The 25,134-nt window shown below is 56.0% G+C and carries 30 protein-coding genes and 2 pseudogenes; 7 read left to right on the top strand and 25 right to left on the bottom strand.

From position 1 onward, the window contains the following. Positions 1–10: 10 nt before the first annotated feature. Positions 11–1,474: a protein adenylyltransferase SelO gene (locus ACFQDL_RS21330; RefSeq protein ID WP_379910771.1), complete on the bottom strand. Its 1,464-nt coding sequence runs from the start codon at positions 1,472–1,474 to the stop codon at positions 11–13. A gap of 263 nt (positions 1,475–1,737) precedes the next feature. Between ACFQDL_RS21330 and ACFQDL_RS21325 the strand changes: the two genes are divergently transcribed. Genes ACFQDL_RS21325 through ACFQDL_RS21310 form a run of 4 tightly spaced genes read left to right on the top strand, consistent with a single transcriptional unit; the run spans position 1,738 to position 3,851 of the window. Beyond that, on the top strand, positions 1,738–2,055 hold the full coding sequence (locus ACFQDL_RS21325) for a DUF3301 domain-containing protein (RefSeq protein WP_379910770.1): 318 nt from the start codon (positions 1,738–1,740) through the stop codon (positions 2,053–2,055). A gap of 41 nt (positions 2,056–2,096) precedes the next feature. Continuing rightward, positions 2,097–2,513 carry a group II truncated hemoglobin gene (locus ACFQDL_RS21320; RefSeq protein WP_379910769.1) on the top strand — a complete coding sequence of 139 codons (417 nt, stop codon included), beginning with the start codon at positions 2,097–2,099 and terminating at the stop codon, positions 2,511–2,513. Continuing rightward, positions 2,506–2,970, top strand: coding sequence for a hypothetical protein (locus ACFQDL_RS21315; RefSeq protein WP_379910767.1), 465 nt, complete (start codon positions 2,506–2,508; stop codon positions 2,968–2,970). The genes ACFQDL_RS21320 and ACFQDL_RS21315 overlap by 8 nt, the downstream gene beginning before the upstream one ends. A gap of 53 nt (positions 2,971–3,023) precedes the next feature. Next, positions 3,024–3,851 (top strand): hypothetical protein, encoded by an 828-nt coding sequence (locus tag ACFQDL_RS21310; protein WP_379910766.1) that lies wholly within the window; start codon positions 3,024–3,026, stop codon positions 3,849–3,851. Here ACFQDL_RS21310 and ACFQDL_RS21305 read toward each other — a convergent pair. The 4 genes and pseudogenes from ACFQDL_RS21305 to ACFQDL_RS21290 form a co-directional block, all read right to left on the bottom strand. Further along, positions 3,848–4,371 (bottom strand): annotated as a pseudogene (locus ACFQDL_RS21305) (LON peptidase substrate-binding domain-containing protein). The gene ACFQDL_RS21310 and the pseudogene ACFQDL_RS21305 overlap by 4 nt on opposite strands. Positions 4,372–4,516: 145 nt before the next feature. Next, the gene (locus tag ACFQDL_RS21300) at positions 4,517–5,170 is read right to left on the bottom strand and encodes a ZIP family metal transporter (protein ID WP_379910765.1); all 654 of its coding nucleotides are present in this window, start codon (positions 5,168–5,170) and stop codon (positions 4,517–4,519) included. A 143-nt stretch (positions 5,171–5,313) separates the two neighbouring features. After that, entirely contained in the window at positions 5,314–5,547 is a 234-nt protein-coding gene (locus ACFQDL_RS21295) for a hypothetical protein (protein WP_379910764.1), read from the bottom strand. Then, positions 5,499–6,095 carry a glutathione S-transferase family protein gene (locus ACFQDL_RS21290; RefSeq protein WP_379910763.1) on the bottom strand — a complete coding sequence of 199 codons (597 nt, stop codon included), beginning with the start codon at positions 6,093–6,095 and terminating at the stop codon, positions 5,499–5,501. Before ACFQDL_RS21290 ends, ACFQDL_RS21295 begins: the two co-directional genes overlap by 49 nt. A gap of 305 nt (positions 6,096–6,400) precedes the next feature. Between ACFQDL_RS21290 and ACFQDL_RS21285 the strand changes: the two genes are divergently transcribed. Further along, positions 6,401–6,745, top strand: a complete 345-nt coding sequence (locus ACFQDL_RS21285; RefSeq protein ID WP_379910762.1) for a cupin domain-containing protein — start codon at positions 6,401–6,403, stop codon at positions 6,743–6,745. Positions 6,746–6,960: 215 nt separating this feature from the next. Here ACFQDL_RS21285 and ACFQDL_RS21280 read toward each other — a convergent pair whose 3' ends face one another. From ACFQDL_RS21280 to ACFQDL_RS21230, 11 genes and pseudogenes are all read right to left on the bottom strand, one after another. Next, positions 6,961–7,209, bottom strand: a complete 249-nt coding sequence (locus tag ACFQDL_RS21280) for a zinc-ribbon domain containing protein (RefSeq protein ID WP_379913235.1) — start codon at positions 7,207–7,209, stop codon at positions 6,961–6,963. Positions 7,210–7,318: 109 nt separating this feature from the next. Beyond that, positions 7,319–7,735 (bottom strand): hypothetical protein, encoded by a 417-nt coding sequence (locus ACFQDL_RS21275; protein WP_379910761.1) that lies wholly within the window; start codon positions 7,733–7,735, stop codon positions 7,319–7,321. A gap of 123 nt (positions 7,736–7,858) precedes the next feature. Continuing rightward, positions 7,859–8,755, bottom strand: a complete 897-nt coding sequence (locus ACFQDL_RS21270; protein ID WP_379910760.1) for an alpha/beta fold hydrolase — start codon at positions 8,753–8,755, stop codon at positions 7,859–7,861. A gap of 192 nt (positions 8,756–8,947) precedes the next feature. Next, the gene (locus ACFQDL_RS21265) at positions 8,948–9,544 is read right to left on the bottom strand and encodes a hypothetical protein (RefSeq protein ID WP_379910759.1); all 597 of its coding nucleotides are present in this window, start codon (positions 9,542–9,544) and stop codon (positions 8,948–8,950) included. A 130-nt stretch (positions 9,545–9,674) separates the two neighbouring features. Next, positions 9,675–10,226: a YdeI/OmpD-associated family protein gene (locus ACFQDL_RS21260; protein ID WP_379910758.1), complete on the bottom strand. Its 552-nt coding sequence runs from the start codon at positions 10,224–10,226 to the stop codon at positions 9,675–9,677. A gap of 95 nt (positions 10,227–10,321) precedes the next feature. Further along, positions 10,322–11,044, bottom strand: coding sequence for a hypothetical protein (locus tag ACFQDL_RS21255; protein ID WP_379910757.1), 723 nt, complete (start codon positions 11,042–11,044; stop codon positions 10,322–10,324). Positions 11,045–11,306: 262 nt separating this feature from the next. Then, positions 11,307–12,221: an NAD-dependent epimerase/dehydratase family protein gene (locus ACFQDL_RS21250; RefSeq protein ID WP_379910756.1), complete on the bottom strand. Its 915-nt coding sequence runs from the start codon at positions 12,219–12,221 to the stop codon at positions 11,307–11,309. Between the two features lie 166 nt (positions 12,222–12,387). Further along, complete coding sequence (locus ACFQDL_RS21245; RefSeq protein ID WP_379910755.1) at positions 12,388–12,930, bottom strand: DinB family protein; 543 nt, start codon at positions 12,928–12,930, stop codon at positions 12,388–12,390. A gap of 95 nt (positions 12,931–13,025) precedes the next feature. Next, positions 13,026–13,897 (bottom strand): annotated as a pseudogene (locus ACFQDL_RS21240) (pyridoxal-phosphate dependent enzyme). Between the two features lie 100 nt (positions 13,898–13,997). After that, positions 13,998–14,432, bottom strand: a complete 435-nt coding sequence (locus ACFQDL_RS21235) for a GNAT family N-acetyltransferase (protein ID WP_379910754.1) — start codon at positions 14,430–14,432, stop codon at positions 13,998–14,000. A gap of 303 nt (positions 14,433–14,735) precedes the next feature. Then, positions 14,736–15,203 (bottom strand): nucleotidyltransferase, encoded by a 468-nt coding sequence (locus ACFQDL_RS21230; protein ID WP_379910753.1) that lies wholly within the window; start codon positions 15,201–15,203, stop codon positions 14,736–14,738. Between the two features lie 332 nt (positions 15,204–15,535). Here ACFQDL_RS21230 and ACFQDL_RS21225 point away from each other — a divergent pair, with 332 nt between their 5' ends. After that, positions 15,536–15,796 (top strand): hypothetical protein, encoded by a 261-nt coding sequence (locus ACFQDL_RS21225; RefSeq protein WP_379910752.1) that lies wholly within the window; start codon positions 15,536–15,538, stop codon positions 15,794–15,796. A 239-nt stretch (positions 15,797–16,035) separates the two neighbouring features. On the opposite strand, the gene ACFQDL_RS21220 is transcribed toward ACFQDL_RS21225, so the two are convergent. The 9 genes from ACFQDL_RS21220 to ACFQDL_RS21180 all read right to left on the bottom strand — a co-directional run bounded on the left by ACFQDL_RS21220 (position 16,036) and on the right by ACFQDL_RS21180 (position 23,472). Next, positions 16,036–16,725 carry a class I SAM-dependent methyltransferase gene (locus ACFQDL_RS21220; protein WP_379910751.1) on the bottom strand — a complete coding sequence of 230 codons (690 nt, stop codon included), beginning with the start codon at positions 16,723–16,725 and terminating at the stop codon, positions 16,036–16,038. A gap of 41 nt (positions 16,726–16,766) precedes the next feature. Continuing rightward, entirely contained in the window at positions 16,767–17,201 is a 435-nt protein-coding gene (locus ACFQDL_RS21215; protein ID WP_379910750.1) for a glyoxalase superfamily protein, read from the bottom strand. Next, positions 17,198–18,601 carry an MATE family efflux transporter gene (locus tag ACFQDL_RS21210; RefSeq protein WP_379910749.1) on the bottom strand — a complete coding sequence of 468 codons (1,404 nt, stop codon included), beginning with the start codon at positions 18,599–18,601 and terminating at the stop codon, positions 17,198–17,200. The genes ACFQDL_RS21215 and ACFQDL_RS21210 overlap by 4 nt, the downstream gene beginning before the upstream one ends. Before the next feature lie 352 nt (positions 18,602–18,953). Next, positions 18,954–19,619, bottom strand: coding sequence for a restriction endonuclease (locus tag ACFQDL_RS21205; protein WP_379910748.1), 666 nt, complete (start codon positions 19,617–19,619; stop codon positions 18,954–18,956). Positions 19,620–19,861: 242 nt separating this feature from the next. After that, positions 19,862–20,422: a hypothetical protein gene (locus ACFQDL_RS21200; protein WP_379910747.1), complete on the bottom strand. Its 561-nt coding sequence runs from the start codon at positions 20,420–20,422 to the stop codon at positions 19,862–19,864. A gap of 144 nt (positions 20,423–20,566) precedes the next feature. Beyond that, a complete protein-coding gene (locus tag ACFQDL_RS21195) occupies positions 20,567–20,905 on the bottom strand; it encodes a Rap1a/Tai family immunity protein (RefSeq protein WP_379910746.1) in 339 nt (112 codons plus the stop codon). Between the two features lie 84 nt (positions 20,906–20,989). Continuing rightward, complete coding sequence (locus ACFQDL_RS21190) at positions 20,990–21,652, bottom strand: hypothetical protein (RefSeq protein WP_379910745.1); 663 nt, start codon at positions 21,650–21,652, stop codon at positions 20,990–20,992. Between the two features lie 89 nt (positions 21,653–21,741). Continuing rightward, positions 21,742–22,698: an SIR2 family protein gene (locus tag ACFQDL_RS21185; RefSeq protein WP_379910744.1), complete on the bottom strand. Its 957-nt coding sequence runs from the start codon at positions 22,696–22,698 to the stop codon at positions 21,742–21,744. A gap of 174 nt (positions 22,699–22,872) precedes the next feature. Then, the gene (locus ACFQDL_RS21180) at positions 22,873–23,472 is read right to left on the bottom strand and encodes a hypothetical protein (protein WP_379910743.1); all 600 of its coding nucleotides are present in this window, start codon (positions 23,470–23,472) and stop codon (positions 22,873–22,875) included. 176 nt (positions 23,473–23,648) lie between these two features. Between ACFQDL_RS21180 and ACFQDL_RS21175 the strand changes: the two genes are divergently transcribed. Beyond that, a complete protein-coding gene (locus ACFQDL_RS21175) occupies positions 23,649–24,692 on the top strand; it encodes an IS110 family RNA-guided transposase (protein ID WP_379910742.1) in 1,044 nt (347 codons plus the stop codon). Positions 24,693–25,134 lie beyond the last annotated feature (442 nt).

The raw sequence follows: 25,134 nt of genomic DNA, 5'->3' as shown, positions 1-25,134 counted from the left end.
CCTCGTCCATTCAGGACGAACAGGTCAGGCAGATGGCGCCGGCCCAGTCCGGCGGCTCGCCGGCGAAACGCTCGAACTCGGGCTGTTCGTCGAACGGCCGGCGCAACACCGTCATCAGGTCGTTGACCGGCCCGAAGTCGCCCTGATGGGCGGCCCGGATCGCCTCCTCGGCCATGTAGTTGCGCAGAATGTATTTCGGGTTCACCGCCCGCATCCGCCGGCGCCGCTGCGCATCCGAACCCTCCTCCCGTTCCAGCCGTTCGCGGTACTGCAGCAGCCAATCCGTCAGCTTCGACGGATCGGGCCACAATTCCATCAGCGCTTCGATCGAGGCCTCGCCGCCATCGAAGTCGCACAGACGGCGGAAAAAGCGGGTCAGGTCGATGCGCTGCTCCGCCAGCAGCGTTTTCAGCCGTTCGACCAGTTCGGCATCGCCGGTCTCGACCTCCTCGAGTCCCAGACGCTCGCGAAAGCGCGCCAGCTCGTAACCCTCGTAGAGCAGGGTAAAGCGCTGCAACTGGGTCTCGAGATCTTCGCGCGGCACCAGCGGCAGCAGCGCCTGACCGAGGCAGGCGAGGTTCCAGAGCACCACGCCCGGCTGCCCGCGGAAAGCGTAACGGCCCTGGTGATCGTTCTGGTTGCTGACATAGTCCGGCCGGTACTGGTCGAGGAAGGTATAGGGGCCATAATCGAACGTCTCGCCCAGCAGCGACATGTTGTCGGTATTGAGCACGCCATGGACGAAGCCGCAGGCCTGCCAGCGAGCCACCAGCGCCGCGGTGCGGTCGACGACACGAACGAACATCGAGCGATAGGGATTTTCGTCATCGGCGAGATCGGGAAAATAGCGCTCGATGCAGTAGTCGGCCAGCAGCTTCAGGTCGTCGTGCATGCGGCGGTAATAGAAGTGTTCGAAATGACCGAAGCGAATATGACAGCGACTGACCCGCAGCAGCATGGCGCAGGGCTCCATGCCCTCGCGCATCGTATAGTCGTCGCTGCCGATCAGGCAGAGGCCACGGGTGCTGGGTATGTTCAGTCCATGCATCGCCTCGCCGGCGAGATATTCGCGGATGCTCGAGCGCAGCACCGCCCGGCCGTCGCCGAAACGGGAAAAGGCGGTCTTGCCCGAGCCCTTGAGATGCAGGTCCCAGCGTTCGCCGGCGGCATTCACCACCTCGCCCAGCAGCAGCCCGCGGCCGTCGCCGAGATCCGGATTGTAGACGCCGAACTGATGGCCTGTGTATTTCATCGCCAGCGGCTCGGATCCGGGCAGCATCTCATGACCGCCGAAGTAACGCGCCAGCGCTTGCGGCGTCACCTGACAGGGATCGAGATCGAGCAGCCCCGCCACTTCGGTGTTGAAGCCGATAAGGTGGGCGCCCTTTAAAGGTTTCGGATCGACACGGTGATAGAATTGCTCCGGCAGACGGGCATAGCTGTTATCGAAATTGAGGGTTTCCAGGGTACGCATCGGACTCTCGATCTGGGTGACTGCGACGATCCGTATACCCTAGCATTTACATCAACTATTATCAGCAACCCGTTAGGCCCAAGACATGAATCGCAGGTCGGAACGCGGGTAGGGTGGAATGAGTGCCGCAGGCGCGAATTCCACCGGCGGCTTCAGAGTGCTCGGTGGCTCGCCTTGTCTGGCCCCATCGCGGCCTGGTGTTACCGGTGGAATTCGCAGACTCATTCCACCCTACGCAAATCGGCGATTATTGAAGGAGCACCATGTATTTCGATCTCAAGGATCTTTTCTGGCTCAGCCTGATGGCACTGCTGGGACTGCACTGGTGGCAGGGCCAGCGCGTCAAGGAGATAGCACTGCGCGCCACCCGCCGCCACTGCGACGAGCTGGACCTCCAGCTGCTCGACGACAGCATCGGCCTGCGCGCGCTCTGGCTGAAACGTGACGACAGTGGTCGACTGCGCTGGTGGCGGGCCTACAATTTCGAGTTCACCTCCACCGGCGACGAACGTTACCGGGGCCGTGTCGTGACCCTGGGCGATCGGGTAGAATCGATCGCTGTCGAACCCCACCGGCTCTGACGCCGACGCTTACCACCGCGCATCCTCGGGAGACCCTGAACATGAAGATTTCCGAACCGGGCCAGCGCCGTTATGGCGACGACGACACCTCTTTTATCACCGCCGGCGGCGAAGCCGGCATCGCCAGGCTGGTCGACGACTTCTATGACCAGATGGAAAGTCTGCCGGACGCGGCCGGCATCCGCGCCATGCATCCCGACGACCTGGCGGAATCGCGGGACAAGCTGGCCCGCTTTCTCTGCGGCTGGCTCGGCGGCCCGAAGCTTTACCGGGAAAAATACGGCCCGATCAGCATCCCGTCGGCCCATGCCCACCTGGCCGTCGGCAGCAGCGAACGGGACGCCTGGCTGCTGTGCATGAGAAAGGCCCTGGTCTCGCAGCCCTGGCCCGAGGATTTCAAGGATTACCTGCTGCGTGCGCTGAGCGTGCCGGCCGAGCGCTGCCGCAACCGTGACTGACAGCCCATCCGCGGCGCCACCGGCGACCCGCCTTGCCCGCCGGCGCACGTCGAGCCTGGCCGGCTGGTTGCTGTTGCTGGCCGCTGTCGGCTCCTGTACGGCCGCCCTGACCGGCTGGCTGCCTCCGGCCGTGCCGGGCGCCCTGGCCTGGGGCGCGGGACTTTTGCTGTTTCGCCGTCTCGGCAGACTGCAGCGCGTGCAGGTAGCGCTGATGCTGGGCGTCGGCGGCTCGGGCCTCCTCGTCGCCGCGCATCAGGGCCAGGGATGGGACTATGCGATCCGGGGCATCGCCGGCAGCCAGGGCCTGATTGCGATGCTGGTGGCCGTCGGCTTCCTGCGTCTGATCGCGGCGCCCGGATCCGGGCGCCAGGAAGAACTGCCCCGGGGACGCCGGGCACTCTGGCAAACCCTGTTCGGCACCCATTTTTCGGCGCCGCCATCAATTTCTCGGCCCTGACCATCATCGGCGACCGGCTGCACGCCCATCGTCCGCTGCAGCCGGCCCAGGCCATGCTGATGTCACGCGGTTTCGGCCTGGCTGCACTCTGGTCGCCGTTTTTCGTGGCCATGGGCCTTGCCCTGACCCTGGCCCCCGGCGCGCGGCTGTTGCCGGTCAGCCTGGGCGGCCTGGCCGTGGCCATGCCGGCGCTGCTGCTGACCGGCCTGTTGCTGTGCCGCCGTGACGATATCGATACCTTTGCCGGCTATCCGATGCATGCCGAAGCGTTACGCCTGCCATTGCTGCTGGTCGTCATCGTCGCCATCAGTCATGAGCTTGCGCCGGCACTCGGTATCATCACGCTGATCACGATCAGCGCCCTGTTGCTGCCGTTGGCGGTATTGTTGCGCGGCAACGGAGCCGCCGGCCTGCGGCAGTACCGGGCGCACATCGAAACGACGCTTCCGGGCATGGCCGGCGAACTGCTGCTGTTTCTCGCCGCCGGCATTCTCACCGCCGGTATCGCGTCCTGGGTCCATTTCAGCGGCTTCACGCTGCAGCTGACCCATTTCGGCGCCCTCGAAGCGGCCGGCCTCGTCGGTTTCAGCGCGCTCGCGGCCAGCTTCGGCATCCATCCGCTGATCAGCGTCAGCAGCCTGGCGGGCATGCTGCTGCCGATCACCGACAACCTCGACCTGCTGGCGCTGAGCATTTTGATGAGCTGGTCCCTCGGGGTGATCCTGTCGCCCTGCTCCGGCACGCACCTGGCGATGCAGGGGCGCTTCGGCATCAGCGGGTTTCGCATGATGGCCTGGAACTGGCGTTTCTGCCTGCTGCTGTTTGCACTGGATGCACTGGTGCTCGGCCTGTTCGAGCGCCTGGGGCAAGGCGCCGCCTAATCGTCCCAGTCGATGGAGTCGTGGATCAGCTGCAGGCGGCGCGTGGCGCCCTCGCAGGCCAGCAGTTCCTGCTTGTCCTCCGCCGTGAACGGCAGCCAGTCCGCCAGCCTGAAACCGAGACTGGCAGCATCCTCGGGGTCGGCCTCAGTCGCCAGCGGCGCCAGCGCAGGGTGCTTGAGCATCTGCCGCAGCAACAGCTGCAACGGTTCGTAACGTTTGGGGACGGACTCCGGTGCTTCGTCCGCAAGCCAGTCGCACTCGGCCATCAGCAGGTTGTCCTCCTCGGCACTCACCCGCCCGATGCGGACCCGCCTCAACCCACTTACGACGATGCCGAGTCGCTCGTTCGGCAGCGGGCTGAAGTCGACGATCTCGCCATAGCCCCCGACACGGAAAAAGGCGTCTGGCCCTCGACCGCTTCAGCCTCGGGCCTTGTCTGGACAATGACGAAACCCCGCTGCCGGCGAAAGGCGTCCGAGACCATGCGCAGATAGCGCGGCTCGAAGATCTGCAGCGGCATGCGACTGCCGGGGAAGAGCACCACGGGCAACGGGAACAGCGGCAGTTTCTCCATCGTTTTCTCCGCAAATGACATGACCGATGGCCAAGGACACTGGATTCAGGCCACCACTTGCAGCTTAGCCAAGGTCGGGGCGGCCTGCGTCTCAGACGGGATGGGTCAGCTGGCTGCCCAGCATCGCGACGCCAAAGCCGATCACGGCCCCCAGTGGCGGAGCCCAGTGGCGCTTGAGGCGGGACTGCGGCGCGATATCCTGAAAAATCAGATAGAGGATACCGCCCGCGGCCAGCAGCATGAGCGCCCCGAGCACCTCGGGCCGATCCGACAGAAACCAGTAACCCGCGACACCGGCCACCGGCCCGAGCAACACCAGCATCGACATGGCCCTCAGGGTCCTCGACGGACTGTTGCCGTTCAGCGGCACCAGCTCTCGGTAGGCATTGAAACCCTCCGGCAGGTTCTGCAGACCGATCAGCAGCGCCAGCAACGGCGCGACCGGGGCACCGGTGGCCAGCATACCGCCAAGCGCAACGGCCTCCGGTATGTAGTCGAGCAGCATCCCCATCAACTGGGGAGCTTCCCGCCTCCTGAGCCCCATCAGCTTCTCGATCGCGAAGAAAAGCACCCCGCCTGCCAACATGAATACGACGCCCAGCGGCGAGCGGTTCATCCCGGCGAGCCCCTCGGGCACCAGCACGACCGCCACCGCACCGAGCAGAATGCCGCCGCCAAGCGCGATAACGAAATGGCGCAATTCCTGCTCCAGCCACTCCGGCTGGATGTGTTCGATACGGGCCAACAGCCCCCGAGCGGGATACAAAGACCTGCCAAAGCGGTAAAGAGTATGATTTCCAGCAATTCGAGCATCGAGACAGGTCCTTCCCTGACTGAAATTTACGGGTGATCAATCCCGCGAACTGCGCATCCGCCGAGTTGATTCTATCAGGCCGGGCCCCTGAACTTCCGGGTTGCAGCCAGGTAGTCTTTCGCCATATCGGGGGTGAGCAGCTCGATCATCACCCTGTTTTCTATCCAGAACTCGATCACATCGAAGCCGCCCCGCGGCAGCTCCAGCGCCTTCCAGCCCTGCGCCCGGGCAACCTCGAATCGCCGCAGCTTCTTGATACCTACACCATGCCGGTATAGTTCGGGTGCTTCGCAATTCTGTCGATCCACGCCAGGACCGCCGGATATAGGGAAAGGTCGAAACCGCCCTCGTGGGCAACATGGGTATAGCCATAGAGGCTGATGTCAGCCGTGGATAACGAATCACCCGCCAGATACGGCGCGGCTGAAAGCTGTTGCTCCATCACGGTCAGAGCCTTGTGGCCACCGGCCTGCTTCGCCTCGTACTCCGTCCGGCGATCGTCAGGCAGTCCCAGGTACCTGGCGATAAAACGTGCGACAGCAATATAGGGTTCGTGGCTATATTGTTCGAAAAATTGCCACTGCTGCACCTTGGCGAGTCCATAGGCATCCGTGGGAAGCAGGTCGCTTCCATCAGCCAGAAAATTGAGTATGGCATTGGACTCCGACAGGCAACGGCCATCATCCAGCTCCAGAAGAGGAATTTTTCCGTTCGGGTTCTTCGCCAGGAACGCATCGGTCCCGGTGCCGCCGGCCATGATATCAACATGAATCCATTCGTGCTGAATCCCCAGCAACGAGCACAGCAGCTTTATTTTGTAGCAGTTACCTGACTGTATATCACCGTAGATCTTCACAATTGCTCCTTCTGGCATTCAGTGCTCGCCACCTGAGGGTTGTATCGAACTGCAGGTCCGGGTTCGCCGGGCCTGCATTCGTTGCCGAATATCAAATACCGACGACAGGCTCAGGCAAGGCCCGCGGTGCTGCCCCGGCAACAGGGGCCGCCGGCTGCTGCCCCGCCAGTGTACCCTAAAGGGTATTGCGGTTTATGGCTCTGCTGCAGGCGCGTTTCGGCCCTGTCGGTGTCGGAACCAGACAGCCTCCGGTTGGGCACCGGATCTACAATGACCGACCTTTCATCAGATCGTCTGGAGCTGACATGTCCGATTTCATCACCGTCCTGCGCGAAACCTGCCCCACTCCGGTGGTCGACGCCACCAAGTGGAAGCGCATCGGCGGCGAGCCGCACACCGTGAACCTCAACGCCTACGTTTCCAACGACGGCAGCAAGATCATGGGCACCTGGATCTGCACTCCGGGCAAATTCGAGGTGAATTACGACAAGTGGGAATTCTGCCACTTCCTCGACGGCTACTGCATCATCACGCCGGAAGGCGAGGAGCCGAAGCACCTCAAAGCCGGCGACGTCTTCGTGATCGAACCCGGCATGAAGGGCACCTGGGAAGTGGTCGAGACGGTGCGCAAGTACTTCGTCTTCGCCTGATTCTTCAGGTCGGCAGGCTGGGCTACGTCAGGCGAAGCCCAGCCGCTTGAAGAAACCAGCATGTTCGCACACCTGCGCCCGCTTTTGTGGTTTGGCCGCTCATACGCATCCATTCGTACGCGGCATACAGTACGTCCTGTACATAACGTACAAAAAGATAGGGCGAACCTATTTGTACGCCAGGTTAATAAAACGCTGTTTCCTTTTTTCAAGGGCTATTTACCCCCGGCCTTGTGCAACTTTCGGCAAGGCCGACAGCGGACCGCCACGGCCCAGATATGGCCTTTTGCCTCCTCGTAGTACCACTTTTGCTGCTCAGCGGTCCATGTTTGCGAGGCCCCACAGTCTATACAGATGAAGTGGTAGTCCTTATACCAGCGAGGAAGATCGCCGTAGGTGTTGATATGAGACAGTTTGCTGCGATCGGCAAGAACGGCTCCGGCGGGAGGTTCATCGCCTGGCATATGCGGAGGCAACAACGTTAGCTTGTCTTCCATACCCGCTTAACGTCCGGAATATAAGGCACGACGAACGAGTGTCCGGCGACCGCCGGGAACGAATTCAATGGCCTGGTTATGCATTTCTGACCTCGATGAACCACTTGGGCTGCATTGCAGTGAAGTCGGTGCGAATATTGGACGGCAGATAGCTTGCTGAATCCAGAACAAAACCCTCACCATCTACACGCTTGAAAACGACCCAGTGCCAGAAATTCCTGCCATCTTCCTGATGGTGCTTGATGGACAGCAATGCCAAATCAGGCAGTGTACTCCAGGATTCGAAAGGGATTTCATCGGCAGACGTCTCCACTCCGGCATGGGACAACAGCTTCCTTACATACCGGGTATCGGACCAAAGCGATTCATCATTGGCATGGATACCCATGGCGTTTGCCACGCGTTTCATTTCCGAATAGGTCCTGCCCAGGATGTTGGCAACAGACGCAATTCCGCAGCCTGTGGCTTCCTCCTGAATGACGGGTTTCAGCACGGTCCACTCCTCGATTCATAATGTTCGGTTCCGGGTCTGCATGGAACGCAGCGTAATGCAGCCCCGGGCAGAAGCTTGTTGGGCACCTTGGATTCGACAGTTGAAGCACGATGGACGCCCGCTCTATTTTGCCCCCGGTTCGTCGAGAAACCCATCGATCATCGGTACCAACCACTCGCTGCGCTTTGTCACATTCATGTGATCTGTATCGGGGAGCACGGCGAGCTGAGCGTGCGGGAGAAGCCGGAAAGTCTCTACCGCGTGCTCCGGGCGTATGACGTCGGCGTCGCCGACGATAACGAGTGTCGGCGCCGTGACACCACGGATCACGTCAGTTGGAATATCCTTGAATTCAAGCACTCGCTGGGCGGCCTTGTCGTGAAACATTTGTAGGTTTTCGGGGTGTGGCGCAACCTTGAGATATTCCTCCCGCAACTCCTGTGGCATGTTCTCTAGCCTGGCATTAGCCATTGCGTCCCACAGCCACGGATAGGCGCCATCGCGCTTAAGAAGGGCCGATGCCAGTACGAGCTTGCGTACAATTTTCGGATGCCTGATCGCCACCTGCAGCGCGATAGTACCACCGTTGCTAAAACCGAATAGATCGGCTTTTTCAATATGCAGGTACTCCAATAATGCCGCAGTGTCGTCGGCCGACTGCTCGAAGCTGAACGGCCGTTCAGCGATGTCCGCTGTGTGCCCATAACCCTGCTGCTCGAATGCAATTATTTTACGGGTACGAGAGAGTTCCGGCAGGATCTGGCCAAAAGACGTATTGATTGTATCGCCACCGCCATGCAGTAGCACCAGAGGCGGCTGAGCTGATTCCCTGTCGCCGTGAACTTCGTAGTAAATTCGAAGACCGTTGACAGGGGCGTAGCCTGTCCGGAATGTTTCTTGGTCGTCATTCATTGCTGATGGCTCCTCATCCTGTGCTGCCACTGTTGTGACGCCCCAAAAAATAGCTACAACTGCCACCATGGTTAATTGTACGAACTGTGTAACTATTTTATTGCTCATTGTTAGTTTTTCTTATTGGAGAATCGAAAAACGACACGTCTTTCAATACCTGGTGCTTTGCGTTTGGGCGGCTGGATATAGATAGCAGGATAACGGGTGACCCCGTTAGAATCTCGGATTGCCCACCGATGGGGCCCGGCGGCTGAGGCAATAGACAGGATCTGACGCATTTCGATGTAATCTACCCGTTTTTTATTGTCGCGCCAGGCAACGGGATTCAAGCAAGTCGACCAGTATTCGCTCGACGTTGCTGCCACCAATACCGATACGCGCACCTGGCGACAGCGTTGCGAGGGTCTGCGCTGCACGCGGATAGTCGCCGGTCACGAAATCACTCAGTGCGGACACCAGCGCAAGCGATACATCACGATTGACCCCGGCCGCTTTGCCGGAAATGGTGTATTCACAGCGTTCAAGTCCCCCCAGATCGCCGGCACTCGCGTACAGGCCAGCGACGTGCAGTGCAACGAAAGGATGGCCCATCATCCCCCAGACGCGCTCGATATGTTCTAGCACATCGACCTGTTCCCGCTCCCAGTTCGATGCGCCCGGGGATGCGCGTTCTGCAAGCGCCCGGTAGGCTTCTGCCCCGGGTTCGCCAACATCCTTTGCCACGCAGTAGCGAGCCGCTGCCGCTAACGCGAATTCGGCTTCGAGCTCAAGCGCCCGGTCCAGGGCTTGTGCAGCGCCGGATTCCGATCCCAGGATCGAGTCGACGGCCTGCTGGTACAGCTCGGCGGCTTGGGTGGACTCGACCGATAGCCTTTTGCCGGTACGTGTTTCGAGCATGGCGAACATCCCCATCAGTCGGTTAACCCACCCTGACAACACCAGGGCAACGTCTGCCTATACCGTCGCAGCTGTTTCGAACACAGCAAAATGGCTTCCACGCTGCTCTGGGGATCGGGACCGGCCAGGGCTATTCCGCTGCCTTTGGTGCACTGAAAGCCTTGCTGTAGTACCCCGACGGATCAAAGCAACAGACTCGTTTCTTTCCAGAGGCAAGCATGTCACAGGCATCGTTAATCCTTTTCGTGCGCGTCTTCGCCTGCCTGGCCGATGTAATCCAATGAATCCAGTCGAGACGAGCAATAGCGGTCGTTGCATCCCAGGTGACCCGAGCCTCAGGCGAAGCGTCCAAGGCCTTGACCAGGTCGGAGGGGACTTCCGGCTCGGGTTCCTGCCCGACAGCCATGATTTCAAATTGAGCAACGTCACCGATATCTGTACCTGAATCCTTGAGCAGCTTCTCATCGACTCTCAGCCAGTGACTTTTTTGACCATCCGGCTCAAGTAACGCCTTGAAACCTTGGCCGTTAATACTCCCCTCTACTGTGGTGCGACCACGCCTCGGCAGCTTTGCACTTGCTTCCTTGGGCAGAACCACAAAGGCCCAGGAGTTATCGTTGCCCGGGTCCTCGGGACGAAGTACACGTGCGCTGAACCGAGACCTGGTGTCTTCCTGCGTCATCTTCTGCTCCACTGCTCTAATGCGCCCGACGTTGCCGTATGTGGCCAGGCATGGCGACGTCCAGCGCACAGTGTGCGCGATGCTTCACGGCCTTGCTAGGGCTGCTCCTCGGTTCCAATCCACAGCTCGAAGTGCCGCGGGCGAATCCCGGTAGCGTTTTCATATCCGGGAATGTACCGCGCTTCGATACCGGGCCGTACACCCTGAATGATGGCGGCAATTCCTTCGGCTTCCACCTCCTCGCTGCGCCGAAAGTATCGCAGCTCACTCCTGGACGGACTCTGCCGTTGCAGTTCGATTCCAGGAACCATAATCGATGCCTCCCGTAAGGCCGCGGCTATAGCCGATGCAAGACCTCTCTGGTCCTCATTGGATATATGCAAGTAGGTTCGGGTTGGCAGTGCCGCATCCTTTGACGCACGTGGGCTCAACTCTTGTTCGAGTTGGGCAACCCGGGCCAGCAACTGTTCCCGAGCCTCCTGACTGACCCCCTCGTCCTTCGCCTCTTCCTCCAATCTGTTCTTTTCGGCAAGGGTCTGCTGAAATTCAGCTTCTACGATTTTCGAATATTCTCCCCACCGCTCCCGTAGCTCGGCGGACCGTGTGACATGAGAGAAATACTGCGCGAGTCGGCGCCTGACGCCAATATCCTCCTCTAATGCCTGCTCGAGGAACTTCGCATTCGCTTCCTGTTCCTTGATTTCAACCTCACGCGTCTGAATTTGATGGCTGATGACCGTTGAAAACAGGCCAAGAACTACGGTGCCCAGGATAAACTGCCAGAACGTTAGCCATGCCTTGAAGCGATCATCTGTCATGTCAGCCTCCATGAGAACCACTATCGAGCCACAAGGCCCAAAGTACTTGCCTGCCAGAAAGGAACCGCCGCCCGGTCGCAGAAGCCCCGCTGACCCTGCCTGTCAACTCCCAGGGGTCACTGACTGAAGCAAGGCCTTTCGTAAGCTAGCACAGAGCGGGTCACCCAATTCATATGCAACCGCCTTATCCAACAAAGGTTCTGGCATGCGACGACATCAGATCGAACCGCAGAAACAGGGCTACTATCCCGGTATTATGGCTTCAAGTACCGAGGCATGCCGCGATCCCCTGGCGATAGGGTGTCGGCTGCAGACCATAGGCCGCCTCGATCTTGCTGCTGTCAAAGCAGTAGTCGTACTCGAACTGGTACATCATCTCCATGTTCTCGCGAAGCACCGGCACGACGAGCCCCATCAGGCGGACCATCCAGCGTGGTGCAGCCTGCAGCTTGTACGGACGAGAAGCGAGGTCGCAGGCAAGTCGCACAAAAACCTCGCCTGTGAGCAGCTCCCTGGAGGTCGGAACATGCCATGTCTGGCCGTATGCCTTCGCGGAACTCCCCAGCACAGCCAGCGCTCGACCGGCATCGGGGGTATAGGTGAAGCTGTGCACCGCTTTCGCATTGCCTATCCACTGCGCAGTCCTGCCTTTCTTCAGACGCTCGAACACGGTGGCGTGGGGAAAGCTCTGCACTGCGCCCGGACCGTAAAAGTCTGCCGAGCGAACGATCATCGCCTGCAGCTCGCCGGCCTGCATCTCGTCCAGCAGCATCGTTGCGATCCTGGCGCGCACCTCACCCTTCTTGCTGACCGGATTGAAGGGCGTCTGTTCTGTCATTGAGCCTTCAACCCTGCCGTAGGCATAGACGTTGTCGAAGAAGACCAGGCGGCAGCGGTTGCGCTTGCAAGCATCGATCACGTTGCGCATCAGGCGCGGCCACTGTGCCTGCCAGGCAGCCGTTTCGTACTTGAGGCCGGCGACAAGATATGCCACTTCGCAGCCTTCGACGGCCCGTGCCGTCGCTTCGCCATCCAGCAGGTCGGCCGCAAAAGTCCCGTCGGTTGCGCTTACCCGCTCCGGGTTCCGGCTCACCTGCCGAACCTGCCGACCCTGTGCGGCGAGAGCCCTCGAGAGCTCTTGACCGATAATTCCGTTGGCACCAAGAATCACGTCCATATGCGTATACCTTCCTTCGTTAACTGTAGAGACGGCCCCCAGGCAGCGGGATTGTACTTGGTAGCGGCTACCCGCACGGCAACCCCTTGTGACCCCAGCGCCGGGAGAGCCTGTCGCCGGGCCTTTCGGCGATGTGTGAGTCGAAAAGCTGTCGGGCAACAGCGGCTTAAACCTGAGCTTCGTCCGGGATCCGGGCCAACAGGTCAGTCACCCCGATGTCCTCACCGGCCTGAGACAGCAAAACCGATACCTGGCCCCGATGGTGAGTTTGGTGATTGAAGAAGTGAAGCACCAGGCTCGAAAAGCCTTTGCTGGCAGGAACCCCTCGGGTGTTGCGGTAATCGAGTACGAGATCCAGGTCATCCTCCGACAGCTCAGCCACCCAAGCGACAATCTGGCGATCCAGCCAGTCCCTCTGTTGAGACAACGCAGCGAAATCTGCGAAAAGTATCTGATCCAGGCTGCTCGGGTTCGGAAGATTGGCGACCTCCTGCAAAGAGGACCGACAGGACGGATGTGTAGCGAACCGCTTGAGCCAGATGATGTCGCCAACGAGGATATGATTCAGGGTCCCCAGAATGGAGCCGAAAAAGGCCCCCCGGTCCTTGACCAGCTCGTCAGCGCCAAGATGGCCCGCCGCTGCGTAAACCTTGGCGTTCATCCACTGATTGTAGTTGGCCAGTAGTGCAAAATGATCTTTCAGGCTCATCGGAGCTCCTCTTACTGCAGGGCGCTACAGGCACGCGCCGGTTTTTGGTTGAGGCGAAACCGCAACAGAGAAAGCGTTGCTGTATACAGAGCGCCTTAGCTGCTCCCCCATTCCCTGATCTGATCAATGGTGGCAGTGGCGCCACCGCAAACCACGACCAGGATATTGCTGAAACTTTCGAGTTCCGGTGCATTCCCGTATGCCACTGCCAGGCTGGCACCGCAGGCAGGCTCGACCAACAGTCGATGATCGGCAAGAAAACGTTCGCAGGCAGACAGCGCGCTCTGGTCCGATACCACGACACTGCGGATCGGGTGATGCTTCGACCATTGGAAGGCCTTCTCGCAAACACGCTTGGCACCCAGCGAGGTGGCGATGCTTGTGATCCGTTCCAGTTCGACCCTGTGACCGGCCGTTACGGCTGCGTGAAAGGATGCGGCACCTGCCGTTTCAACAGCGACAACCGGAATATGGCTCCATCCGTTGCGATGAAGCCCTTCCACCACACCCGAAAGCAGACCGCCGCCGCCGACGGACAGTACCACGGCATCGGGTTTTAGACCGGAGCGAAAAACTTCATCGATCAGCGTCGCATGGCCCTGCCAGAGCAGCGGATCATCGAAGGGATGGAGAAACGCATCCGATGCACCGATCAGCGATTGTGCAAAGGCGTTGGCCTCCTGCCAGGAGGGCCCCTGCACGATGACCTCCGCTTTTTCCAGCCGCAGCAGCTCCTTTGCTCTTTCTGTGGTGGTTTCCGGCACGACAACCGTGACCGGCACGCCAAGCCGACGACCGGCGTAGGCGACAGCCAGGCCCGCGTTGCCTCCCGATGACGAAACGAACCTGCGGGCCCCCGGGCCAGATAGGTTTCGCACGCATGACCGATGCCCCTGATCTTGAATGAACCGGGCGGCTGCAGTGCGTCGAGCTTAAGCCAGACCGGGCGCCCTGCGGCGACGCTCATGGCGCTGGATTCGATAAGCGGGGTTTCAATGTGTAGTGTCATAAGTGCCTATAAGGTTGAGCGAAGCGGCGGCGCGAAGCCGTGCGTCGTACAGGAGTTGTCAGTAAAGCTCGCGCTCCATACTGTGAGTGCCGCCTTCAGTCTTACAAATTCGAAACCCCAACCGCTCATACAGAGCCGTCGCCGGATTCATACTGAAAACACGCAGCCGAAGCAATCGAATTCCCGACCGCCGTGCGACCTCGGCTGCGTAGCCAATCGCCTGAGAGCCCAGGCCTTGTCGCTGCCAGGCCTGTTCAAGCTGGAGATCCCGAATATAGTAGGCCCTGTCATCGTGGCTCAAACGCAACACACCCACTGCACAGCCGTTGACGGCCAGCTCATAGCTTTCGAATTCATTCCAATTCTTGTCGAACAGCGAGCAGTCCCAATCGATCCCAAGCCGGGCATAGTAGGCGGCCATATTTCGCCGGGTCAATTGTTCGACAAAGCCCTTGTCCTCAGCTGGCCGGAAGACGAGTTTCATTTTTGACATGCTAACGCCTGTGCAGGAGCCGGAACGCAGCGCAGTAGCGGCCCTGCCGCCACAGCCGCGACCATTATACGAGTGTTATGCTTCACCTATATGACCTGCCGAGAGCTGTCCCTATCCATCTCTGCCACCTCTGCGGTTATAGAAACATCAGTGATATTAACCCGCCGGGTTAATAACAGGTCGCTATCAAGATTTTAGAGTGTTCGACTACAGAATGTGGCATTTACGTGGTTCAGGTGCGCCGGAGCGCGAAGCGCGGAGGACCCGGCACGCGGCGGGCCGGGCGTCACTTTCGACCATTGATCATGCCCGGTTTTCTATCTCGGCGATGTCTTCCCGGTCTACCGGCCGATCAAGGATTCTCTTGTAGCTGATCAGATCTTCAATCCTCATAGCCGGCACTGTGATGCCCAATACCTCAACGTCACAGGCTCGGGAGAAATCAATGGCCAGTGCTACCCATTGACCTGAACCGGCGTCAAATATCATTGCATCTTCGGCGTTTCCGACTTCCACCTTGGTGCCTTCGTAGATGAACTGGACGTACTCGAGATCCCAGCCCTCCTCACGATAGCGCCTGGCTGGTTTGGAGATACAGTCCGCCGCGGCGGAAACAACCGATTGAAAGTGCCGGCCAGGAACGAACAGGTCGATGTCATTCAACGGCCGGGTAGACCCATAGCCAATGGCAGCAAGGCCACCACAAACGACGAACGGAATTTCCCTTTCGTTGAGTAGTTCATGAATCCAACGGAGCGCTTCAATAGCCAAAAGTGATCACCCTGCATGCAAAACGTTGAATCACACTGGCGCAAATAAACCGCAGCGAATGTGAGTTGAGTGGATTGATTGACTAGGGCTACGGAAATACCGGCGTGCCTTCCCCTTGCTCCAGCGCTCATTGATGCCCCGCTCCAGCGCACCGCTTGCTGTAAGGAAGCAACGAAACGGCAGAGAGCGGCCCTGTCGTTGCCCGCGCCCCCGTTCCTGGAGAAGTGTACGGAGGCGGCATCTATACTGTAATTCACCTGTTACCCATCTGTCCGGCTGGCCGGGTACGTGCCGGCGGGACACCCTAAGGACTGTAATCGGGGGTTAAGCATATGAGCACCGGCCTATCCGAAGCATTGCATATTCTGGTCCAATGGCAGTGCACGCCAAATCAGGCGCTCGCTATCCTGAAGCTGGATCCTGACCAGCCATTTCCCGAGGTCCTCAGTGAGGAACAATGTGAGCGCGTGACCTTCGTGCTCAATATCCATTCAGACCTCGGCACAATCTTCGACGACCCCGAAGACGTGTACGGTTACATGTCAGGCCCTCATGACGACCCGTATTACGAAGGGAAATCTCCCTGGAACTGATCAGTACGGGGGATTTAACCGTGTTCGAACGCGTCTGCTGGCATATAGATGCGATGAGAGTGCTCTGAAATCCGTTATCGGTAATGGGGTGACCCCGTTGGTGGTATGAACGGGTTGTGGATGCGGTGAGCACTCTCAGAGATCCAGAATATTCGAGGGATGTCCATTGTATAAAGCTTCTTCGCAGGTGTGTATAGGGGCGACGCTTGCAGAAGAGGCGGGAGCGAAGCGAACCTTCACTACCAGCGATGGCTACACGGCTTTGCCAGCAACATTTCAGTGGCCCCTTTTTGAAATTGATAATCGACAGGTTGCAGCAAAGTGTCGATGCCGTCTGCAGCCAATGCGTCCATCACCGCCTGTAAATGCCTTGATGGATTACCGTCCAAAGATAGCAAAGGATAGACCCTGACCTCGGCAGCGATCCGACAGAGTTCCTTCATGGCGTGGATATGCTGCTCCAGATCGAAATGATCGCTATACAGAAACAGAAAGTGGGAGCAGAGGGCCAGATCGAACCGGTGATCTTCAAAGGGGAGAGACGGAAGCGAAGCGCATAGGTACCGGCCGGCTTCAAGCCCCTGCTCATAGTCGGAGAGGAATTGTTGCATGGCGTTCATACGTACCCGCCCCAGCTCATCGACGCTCTCGATGCTTTCCCAAAGATATTTGTCGGTATTGTCTGCCATCTGGGCCATGATTTGAGGATAAACCTCATCAATTCTCGCCCGGATCTGGTCTCCGGAGAACAGGTAGACAGGTTCAACAGACACGACATTGCCACCGCGTTGAGTGAGCTCGGCGTTGAAGCATGCGGGACCATCACCACAGCCAAGTATTTTCTTCTGAAGATCACCGTCTGATAGATCAAAGATAGAACGGTATTCTTCGAAGGAACGCCCCCACGGGACAATACTATCCAGCCTCACTGCTGATTCTCCTTAATGACTTGTAACGGTAATGGGTGCTATCAGCTGCGGCGCACCAGCGGCTCGACGATCAGCTGCGGCGTGCCGTCCGAAGTCTTGTGTGGTGACCGGCCGTCCCGGTCAATGATGCCTCTGATGCGACGGCGTATGTTGGAGAAGCTCGCAAACCGGACGGTATCGATCGGCTGCTCCAGCTGTATCGAGAGCCTGTAGCTTTTTCCTGCCTTCGATATCGCGACGATCCGGCCAGTAAAATCTTGACCCAGGTACTGGCCGCGGACCTCTTCTTGGATATTGAAGGGCGGTGTTTCGGCACCCGACAGCCGGGCGTGGAGCGTGTTCCAGTCCCGCGCTCCGTTTTGCTGGGCGATAAGCTCCAGCGCGTGGGCGTGGTTGATCTGGATTCCCTTGGCGGCAAGCGCTTGGCGCAAGGATTTCGCCTGCGCCTTGGCTTCTGCAAGTGTTTGCAGGGTCATGTCGGTTCTCCCTGAATTGCCAGCCCGAACCCGGATCCGGCCCTGTGCCGCTTCAGGCTGGCAATCACGATTACGATTGCAAGGCTGGCCACGAGGCCATCGGCAATCGGGAATGCGAACCAAATCGCCTCGGCACCGTTGATGAACCCAAGCGCGACGATCAGAACCGGGCACAGCAACAAAGGCTTGGCCAAAGTCAGCGCCGCTGCGCGCCCCGGCTGGCCCACAGCTTGAAAGTAGAGCGCTAGCACTAGAAGCGGACCGACGAAGAGGTAAAAATATACCATCGGACGCAGGATCGCCCCCACTTGGGCCACTACGACTTGGTTCCGGACGAAACCCGCCCCAATATGGTGGCTGCTGCCGAGCAGAATGATCTCGACTGCAATGCAATAAAGCAGTGCCGTGCCGAGTGCGAGCCGCAGTACCGCATCCGACCGGAGATAGAGCCCTGCACCGACATTGTTCCCTGCGATACTCTGGGTTGCGAGCGCGATAGCCATCAGAGGCAGGAACGTGAAACTGAAGATCCGGGTGACGATCCCGTAGGCTGCGATGGTGTCGGCATAGCCAGCCTCCGCCGTCAGTTTCAGGGTTGCGATCAGAGTCGCCGAGACAAACGCGATTCCGATGAAGCTGAGGCTGAGAGGTGCCCCAAGGGCCAGTATAGGGCGCCAGCCCCCAGTCCAGCGGCATTTGCCAAGCGAATTGAGCGGCAGTAACCCACTGCCTCCGCGCAGACGCAGGCCAATCAGCAGCCCCAAGCCCAGGCCCTGGGCTAGTACCGTGCCCCAGGCCGATCCGGCGACGCCGAGCTCGAGAATGACGATCAGCACGTAGTTCAGTGCAATATTCGCAAGCGTCACCCCAACCGACATCAGCGCCATGAGACCCGCCCGGCCTTCATTGCGCCACGTATCCGCATGCAGCCCAAGCAGGAACTGTACGGGCGTCGCATAGATCATGATCGATAGGTAGGTGTGGGCCATCTCAGTGATGCCGTTCTGCCCGTCCGCCAAGTAGCCAACGCCGGCGCGCCCTCCCACCAGGAAGATCGCGATCAGGGTGAGTGAGGTACAGAGTGCCAATCCATGCGCTCGGGCGAAGACTGCTGCAGCCTGATCTCTTGCGTCCGCGCCCAAGTGACGGGCCAGGAGGCTGGACATGCCGCCGCTGACAAGGGTCGACAGAGCGACGGTGATCATAAAGACCGGAAAGACGATGCTGACGGCGGCTAAGGCATTGGTGCCGACGAAATAGCCCAAAAAGGTGGCATCGACGACATTCAGAAGCCCGTTCATTGTCATGACGAGCATCATTGGAAGAGCATTGGCGAAGAAGAGCCGCCCTGTGGGAGCGATCAGGAAACGGTTGTCAGGTGAGTGCCGGGACGACATCATTCACTCCTCAAATGAGGCATTTCGCTCATGATGGGGGCCTGCATTGCCCACCGACGAAATGCTTCGAGAGTGAGTTTGTTCGTACCGTCGAGCTTCACCGTGACTTGAGTCTGCAGGCGGCAGGTGCCCGATACCTTCGGCCGCAGATAGTAGGACCTTACCGACACCAATGTCAAATAGGAAGGCGCCAGCCTGGCCCGTAACAGGGATACCCAACTATTAGCGGTGCCTGTCCCTTAGTCCTGCCTCCTTAAGGGTTGTGGCGCACTAACGCTTTGCACACCGGACGAAATAAGCGTAGCTTATTGAGGTCCGAGCCGTGTAGCGGCTGAAGTGCTACAACTCATTAGGTCTAAATTTCAAGAAACTGCCTCCATGGTTCTACATTCGAGCGCGCAGTTAATTTTAGAACATCGGAAAATCTAGAAAAATCATATAGTTCATAACTCTCAACAATACCAAGCTCCAAAGCTCGCGCGGCTGCTGTATTCGCTGGCTTCGAAAAGTTGCTGCAAGTTGAGACATAAATGCAGTTTTTACTTTCCTTTAACAAAGCGGCACCAAGTAGCTCCCGAATACCACTGACACTTTCAATGTGGGAAAGCTTTTTACGCCGCTTAACCTGTATGACAGTTGGGTTGTCCGATCGAACTAAAAGAAGATCAATGCCACCATCATGGGATTTTCCGATGTGCTCTACCTCACACGAGAAATGCTCAGAAAACACAGACTGAACAAGCTTTTCCATTTGTTGATCATGAATATTAATGACATCTTCATAATTGTTTCGCAAATACTGCTGGAGAACGTTTATTGGAATATCTTTTCCGGAGAGATCATATTTTCTCAGAACAGCATTTTTGATAATGGTTGAGATGCCTTCGATATCACCATCCGTTTCCTTATAGGTATGTATGCGCCACCACCCACAGCTATCGCAACATGACACATATTCCCTTACACAAAGATGTCCACCACCCAACCAATCAGGAACATCATTTAGATCGTTTTCATGCAACCTGCTTGTGAATGACTTACAAAACGGACAAGTCGACGTGTTAGAACGATCAAATATTTGGTAAATATCTGGCTTAGATAAAGATGCTTACGAAGGATCAGCGAAGGCATCATCCTGAACATAGTCCTCGTAAGTGAATATTTTTTTCATCGTAGAGACCTAACGACTGAGTTCAGCGGACGGCTGCAAGCAGTGCAAAGCGCCGTTTGTGGCCGGTCCGCTGCAACGATTGATTAGCATTTTCACCGAAGGAAGACATAGGCCAGAGTTGCAACGACCATGGCGATACTGCCGTAGGTCGGAAAAATCTCTCCGAAACTGGCTCCTGTTCCCTTTCCCTGGAACGTGAGGTAGCGAATGCGATACCACTCTGGGAATTGCTGGAGCTCGACATCTCCAACGATTGTCGATTTTGGCCGAGGTATAAAGTAGTCGAAGAATTTACTAAGCGCCCCTCCGACCACAGGCACTTGCTGAGGTGGATCTGGCCGCTTAGCAAGATGATCTGTTATAGCGTGGAGCAAAGTTGCGACTTGTAGCGCTGCAATTCGACGATTTCTGAGCTGCCAGCGTAGGAGCACGTGAAAGAGGCACCAGGTAAAGACGACAAGCAGTGACACGACTAGGCGAGAGTTGGGTACGACATTCATAAGATCTCGTAATGTGCTCGTCGTCCAAAGAGCTCCGAAGAGGCCAGCCTCGACGAGAAATATCGCGTAAGCAGAGTTTTCCTTCTGGGAGTGGTAGCTCTCGCGGTCAGCCAAGAACGCATAGGCAAATTGCTTGTTGTCGTCGTCGAACACGTGAAACCTCATGCGGATGTTTATGGGTTGGCGCTAACGCTACGTTAAGGGGCCGGAAAAGCGAAGCTTTGAAGATCCCAGAGAGCGCAGCGAACGATTTTGAACGTATTGCTAGGAATAGACTAGTACATACAAATACATTTTTCATTTGCAAGGCCAAGCATTTGCGAATGCTTCCCGAACAGCGAACCAATCCTCATAATGCAGTTTTTCAGGATTATTATTGGCCCATTTAATAAAAACTCGTCGCATTTGCTCATAGGTAACAACAAGTTTTAGGCCACTTCTATCTGTAGGCGGACACGACTGGAACATACTAATTCCATAGTCACTTGTTGTTCTTCCATCATAAAAACCAGATATATAGCCTTTGCAATATTCAACAGAGGTTGTTTCGCAGTACTTAAGCAGTTGCTCTGCACTAGTAGCGGAAAGAACACTACTTGAAAATAGGATAGATATTAATAAGGTGAATATTCTCATAACGTTACCCTTTTTTCCTAACGCCAAGTTAACCGGTGCGCGTTAGCGCGTCCGAGCGAGGAACGAGCGTTGTTGAACTTTTTGTTAGACGCTTTTGTACTCTCGCGCATAGGTGTCCCTTAGAAACGCTAGAAACTTCTTCTGGTTTTCATCTATATGGCGAGTAATGTCCTCAGGAGTTATATCCATCATATTTCCAAGATTCTCTATGACCTTTGGATGCTCCCAGTTCATATGTTGGCTACTGAGCATAGAAAAAACGACTTGCAGTCGGTCAAACTGCCAAACGATCATATTGCAAGCATTTTGACACTCGTGATAGTTGGAGATTCCTAGCACTTGACCTTTAACCAGTAGCGACCGAATTCGGTGAACTGGCTGCTCTGAATTTTTCAGAAGCTCCATTAAACGGTCAGCGGACTCCCTACCCTCTTTTTCTATATACGCAACCGTTAGGGGATGCTGTAGGTCTTTATTGAGGTCGCCGTTGAATTCTTGACTTTCAATGCCTATCCGAACAAATGTGAGCATTTGTACGGCTGGCGAGATTGATTGAATGAACTCGTGTACTGAGTCTGTAAGTTGTTCGAGTAACTTGGTTACGGCTTGTGAGCGGTGTTGGCGCCGCCATGAAGTTAAAGCAATAAAGGCAATAATGAGAGTTCCAAGCCCGGTTACGCTTTGAATTATTCCAGACCAATTCCAACTCACAATTTCGCACCAAGCATCCAAGAGTAGTTCTTCCATATTACGTCTAACGCCCCGCACAGGGGAAGACAAATAAGCGCAGCGTTTTGGCTGTCCCAGCGACCAACGGAAGCGATTGCTGCGGCTTGTTAGCTGATTTCACCTTCTATGTACTCTGAAAAGCTTGAGTAATAGCGCCACTTCGCACCACTAGCTACTTTCGGATCTAACATCTCTCGATAGTTCTTGAGAGCTATTGCATTGGGGTCTACAACGTAAATTTCCTCAAGATTTTTACTGTTAAAGTGCCCAAACATTGTGCTAGCTAGTGTATCGGTCGGTGGGCAAGAATAACCAACTATGACGATTTTCTTAGCTTCATGCATATATTCATATGCGCAAGTCCAAAGAAAGTTAAACAAACTTGACGCTGTAATCGGCTTATTTGGAATCGGGGGTATAATTAGTGGCGATTGGCCGTCATGAGGCTTAGGAACTGAGTCATCGTCATGCCAGATTTCTAGCTTTTCTTCTTGACTAACTGCACCAGATATCAAATCATCAAAATGCTTCCTGTCACACCGCCAGTTTATTGAGCCATGTAGCTTAAGAATTAAAGGGTGATCAAACTTCTCATCGATATTACGACGAACACCATCGCCCTTATTTTTCACAATCCTATCAAAGTAAAGCTTTCTTCTAGATATGCCGCGATCTAAAAGCTGTCTATCAATGAGGGTATCATAATTGAAAGTGACTATTCTATTCAAATATTGGTCTAGTGGCGTTCCGATAGGAAAAACACTATTAACGAACTTCTTGGTTTGACCAGAGGAATTTGATTTACATTGTTTAAGGTATGCGCAAACCAGATGTGATAAATGGTTGAGATAATCAGAGTTCGTAGATTTACCTCTAGTTCTTGTAGAGTGGAAATTATTCAAGAATTCAAACTGACTTACTCTTTTAATTATGGCTTGCTCTAGGCCATTATCACGAATATCACTTCTATCTAGCCAATCACTGAAAATTTGTTCCGTTGATGACCTTTGCCACCCTCTGCCTGGCTTTGCGTTCTCAAGAGAACGAATAAAGTTAAAATCCAAAGGTGTAATAGATCGAACGAAATCCCTTTTTTTGGATTAACATAGGAAAGAGAATAGCTGGCTCCAGCACCAAGAATGTATAGAGTATCAATCTTTTTCCTGTTGTTTTCACGCCTCATACCATTCCTTATTTCGTGTTGCGTATTCGGCTAACGCTTCAATAACAGGCGCAGTTTACTGCGTCCTGGTTGATTGATCTGTTATGGCTTCTTGCTCTTTCCTCAACGATTTCAATGAGTCTCTGAGTTCTGACAATTCTTTTTGAATTGCTGCCATTTTTCCGCTTACCTCGATTTGATACGTATCTACCCTATTGGTGCTGTTATCCATTAGTGAGTCTATATCTGATATTTTATTCTGTATGTCTTTTTCTAATTTTTCGACAGTGTTGTTTAGTCTAGACACTATGTCGACAGCAGTTGCATGCTGCATTACAACTTCGGACAGCTTTTCTCTTGCTTCAGCTAATTGCCATGATAGTGCTGCTGCGAAAATAATCACAAATATTGCGACTGCGAAACCAGCCATTTTATTGGCGTGAGATTCTGACTTGCTAATCAGAGATCTAATCTCTGATTTGTATGTTTTCTCTACTTTACTCTGAAATTTCTCACTTTCGATAAGTCCGTTTACAGCCTTGTCCGAGGAGTTTGATACTTTCTCTTCTATTAATTCATTAATCTTTCTGTTTGTTTCTGCGCTAGACAGAATTCTTTCAATTTCTTCTTTCACTGCATTATTAGCAATAACACGTATATCAGTTTCGTCATTCATGACTATCCCTCTATTATTGTTCTTCTTTTAGTGCCATAACGCCGCGCTTTGCGGCAAATTTGAAGCGAAGCGTAAAATTTGTCCGACAACAGAGCTTTGATACTGATTGAGCCTTCTCCGCCCAGCATAGACCGCGGCCTATGCTGGAGGTGACGAAACCGAACCGGAGAAGGCTAATGAGATTCTATACCAAAAATCACCGCTACTACTGTGGCATCGATCTGCATGCGCGAGTCCTCTATGTCTGCATCCTCGATGCTGAGGGGCAGATACTGGTGCATCAGAATATACCGGCTACCAGCATGGACCTGATCGATCTGCTGGGGCCCTACCTCCACGAAGACATCGTCATCGGGGTGGAATGTATGCATTGCTGGTACTGGGTGTCCAATCTCTGCCAACAGTTCAACCTGCCGTTCGTGCTGGGACATGCCCTCTACATGCGGGCGATCCATGGTGGAAAGGCCAAGAACGACAAGATCGATTTGCTGAAAATTGCCAAACTTCTCAAAAGCGGCATGTTTCCTCTGGCGTATAACTACCCGGAACCCATGCGCGCGACCCGCGACCTGCTGCGTCGCCGGATGCACCTGATGCGCAAGCGGGCCGAGTTGCTGACCCATATCAAGAACACCAACAGCCAATACAACCTCGAACCGATCGATCTGAACCTGCGTTACGTTCAAAACCGCACTTTGATGCAGGACCGTTTCGAGGATCCCAGCGTGCAGCGCAGTGTCGATATGGACCTCCACCTGATCGACTTCTACGACCGCGAACTGAGTTCGGTGGAGTGCTTTATCGACAAGCACGCCAGGCAGCACGACTATCAGCAGTACGTCATCCTGCGTTCCGTTCCAGGGATCGGTCAGATTCTGGCCCTCTCAATCCTGTACGAGATCGGCGATATTAACCGCTTCAACCGGGTTCAGCAGTTTGCGTCCTATGCCCGCCTGGTGAAGTGCAAGGCGGAGTCGGCCGGCAAAACCTACGGCACCTCCGGTGCCAAGATCGGCAACGCCCACCTGAAATGGGCCTTTTCCGAAGCCACCGTGCTCTACCTGCGGAAAAACCCCAAGGGGCAGCAGTACCTGAAGCAACTGCAGAAGCGGATGAGCAAAGCCAAAGCATTATCGGCCTTGGCGCACAAACTGGGCCGGACCGTCTACTTCATGCTGAAAAGAGGCCGAATGTTCGATGAAGCACAGTTTTTGAGTTAAGCGGACCGGTAGCCCAAGCTCCACGTCTAACGGGGATCGAACGGTGTTCGCAATGATGCTGGAGGCCCGCTGATGGATGGCGATGCCATTGAGGCTTGACCTCGATACCCTCCTGGTTGCTGCCGCCGGATAACCCGGGCGCCTTGATTAGATGGGCTGCCGGACCGCTTCCAATATTAACGATTTGTATGCGTGCGCCCCGGTCAAACCCGCTGTCTAACGGGTACATCCTAGATGATCCAACCCTCTTGAATGGGAGGACCGGGGTTACCGAGCTATTTCAAGTGGCCCACAGGCGTGGCAGGATGCCCGATCGTGGCGGCACCACCGGTGCATAAGAGACCCTCAATAGGTGTTTGTTGCCGCATACACCGGCGGTCAACGGACCAGAAATGCGAAGCAGGCAGTTCAAATTGTTAAAGAGCAACTATGGGCGAAAAGC

The organism is Marinobacterium aestuariivivens, assembly GCF_042661465.1.
In the GTDB taxonomy this organism is placed as follows: Bacteria; Pseudomonadota; Gammaproteobacteria; order Pseudomonadales; family Balneatricaceae; genus Marinobacterium_A; species Marinobacterium_A aestuariivivens.
Note: the sequence above shows the minus strand (reverse complement) of the source record. Positions and strands in the feature narration are given on the sequence as shown.

Coding starts and splice junctions, on each gene's coding strand:
- ACFQDL_RS21195 (WP_379910746.1), bottom strand. CDS start 20,905: ATGAGAATATTCACCTTATTAATATCTATCCTATTTTCAAGTAGTGTT.
- ACFQDL_RS21175 (WP_379910742.1), top strand. CDS start 23,649: ATGAGATTCTATACCAAAAATCACCGCTACTACTGTGGCATCGATCTG.
- ACFQDL_RS21265 (WP_379910759.1), bottom strand. CDS start 9,544: ATGCTCGAAACACGTACCGGCAAAAGGCTATCGGTCGAGTCCACCCAA.
- ACFQDL_RS21225 (WP_379910752.1), top strand. CDS start 15,536: ATGAGCACCGGCCTATCCGAAGCATTGCATATTCTGGTCCAATGGCAG.
- ACFQDL_RS21255 (WP_379910757.1), bottom strand. CDS start 11,044: ATGACAGATGATCGCTTCAAGGCATGGCTAACGTTCTGGCAGTTTATC.
- ACFQDL_RS21235 (WP_379910754.1), bottom strand. CDS start 14,432: ATGTCAAAAATGAAACTCGTCTTCCGGCCAGCTGAGGACAAGGGCTTT.
- ACFQDL_RS21280 (WP_379913235.1), bottom strand. CDS start 7,209: ATGCCAGGCGATGAACCTCCCGCCGGAGCCGTTCTTGCCGATCGCAGC.
- ACFQDL_RS21190 (WP_379910745.1), bottom strand. CDS start 21,652: ATGGAAGAACTACTCTTGGATGCTTGGTGCGAAATTGTGAGTTGGAAT.
- ACFQDL_RS21250 (WP_379910756.1), bottom strand. CDS start 12,221: ATGGACGTGATTCTTGGTGCCAACGGAATTATCGGTCAAGAGCTCTCG.
- ACFQDL_RS21180 (WP_379910743.1), bottom strand. CDS start 23,472: ATGAATGACGAAACTGATATACGTGTTATTGCTAATAATGCAGTGAAA.
- ACFQDL_RS21310 (WP_379910766.1), top strand. CDS start 3,024: ATGCTGATGTCACGCGGTTTCGGCCTGGCTGCACTCTGGTCGCCGTTT.
- ACFQDL_RS21260 (WP_379910758.1), bottom strand. CDS start 10,226: ATGACGCAGGAAGACACCAGGTCTCGGTTCAGCGCACGTGTACTTCGT.
- ACFQDL_RS21215 (WP_379910750.1), bottom strand. CDS start 17,201: ATGACCCTGCAAACACTTGCAGAAGCCAAGGCGCAGGCGAAATCCTTG.
- ACFQDL_RS21270 (WP_379910760.1), bottom strand. CDS start 8,755: ATGAGCAATAAAATAGTTACACAGTTCGTACAATTAACCATGGTGGCA.
- ACFQDL_RS21320 (WP_379910769.1), top strand. CDS start 2,097: ATGAAGATTTCCGAACCGGGCCAGCGCCGTTATGGCGACGACGACACC.
- ACFQDL_RS21210 (WP_379910749.1), bottom strand. CDS start 18,601: ATGATGTCGTCCCGGCACTCACCTGACAACCGTTTCCTGATCGCTCCC.
- ACFQDL_RS21325 (WP_379910770.1), top strand. CDS start 1,738: ATGTATTTCGATCTCAAGGATCTTTTCTGGCTCAGCCTGATGGCACTG.
- ACFQDL_RS21285 (WP_379910762.1), top strand. CDS start 6,401: ATGTCCGATTTCATCACCGTCCTGCGCGAAACCTGCCCCACTCCGGTG.
- ACFQDL_RS21245 (WP_379910755.1), bottom strand. CDS start 12,930: ATGAGCCTGAAAGATCATTTTGCACTACTGGCCAACTACAATCAGTGG.
- ACFQDL_RS21330 (WP_379910771.1), bottom strand. CDS start 1,474: ATGCGTACCCTGGAAACCCTCAATTTCGATAACAGCTATGCCCGTCTG.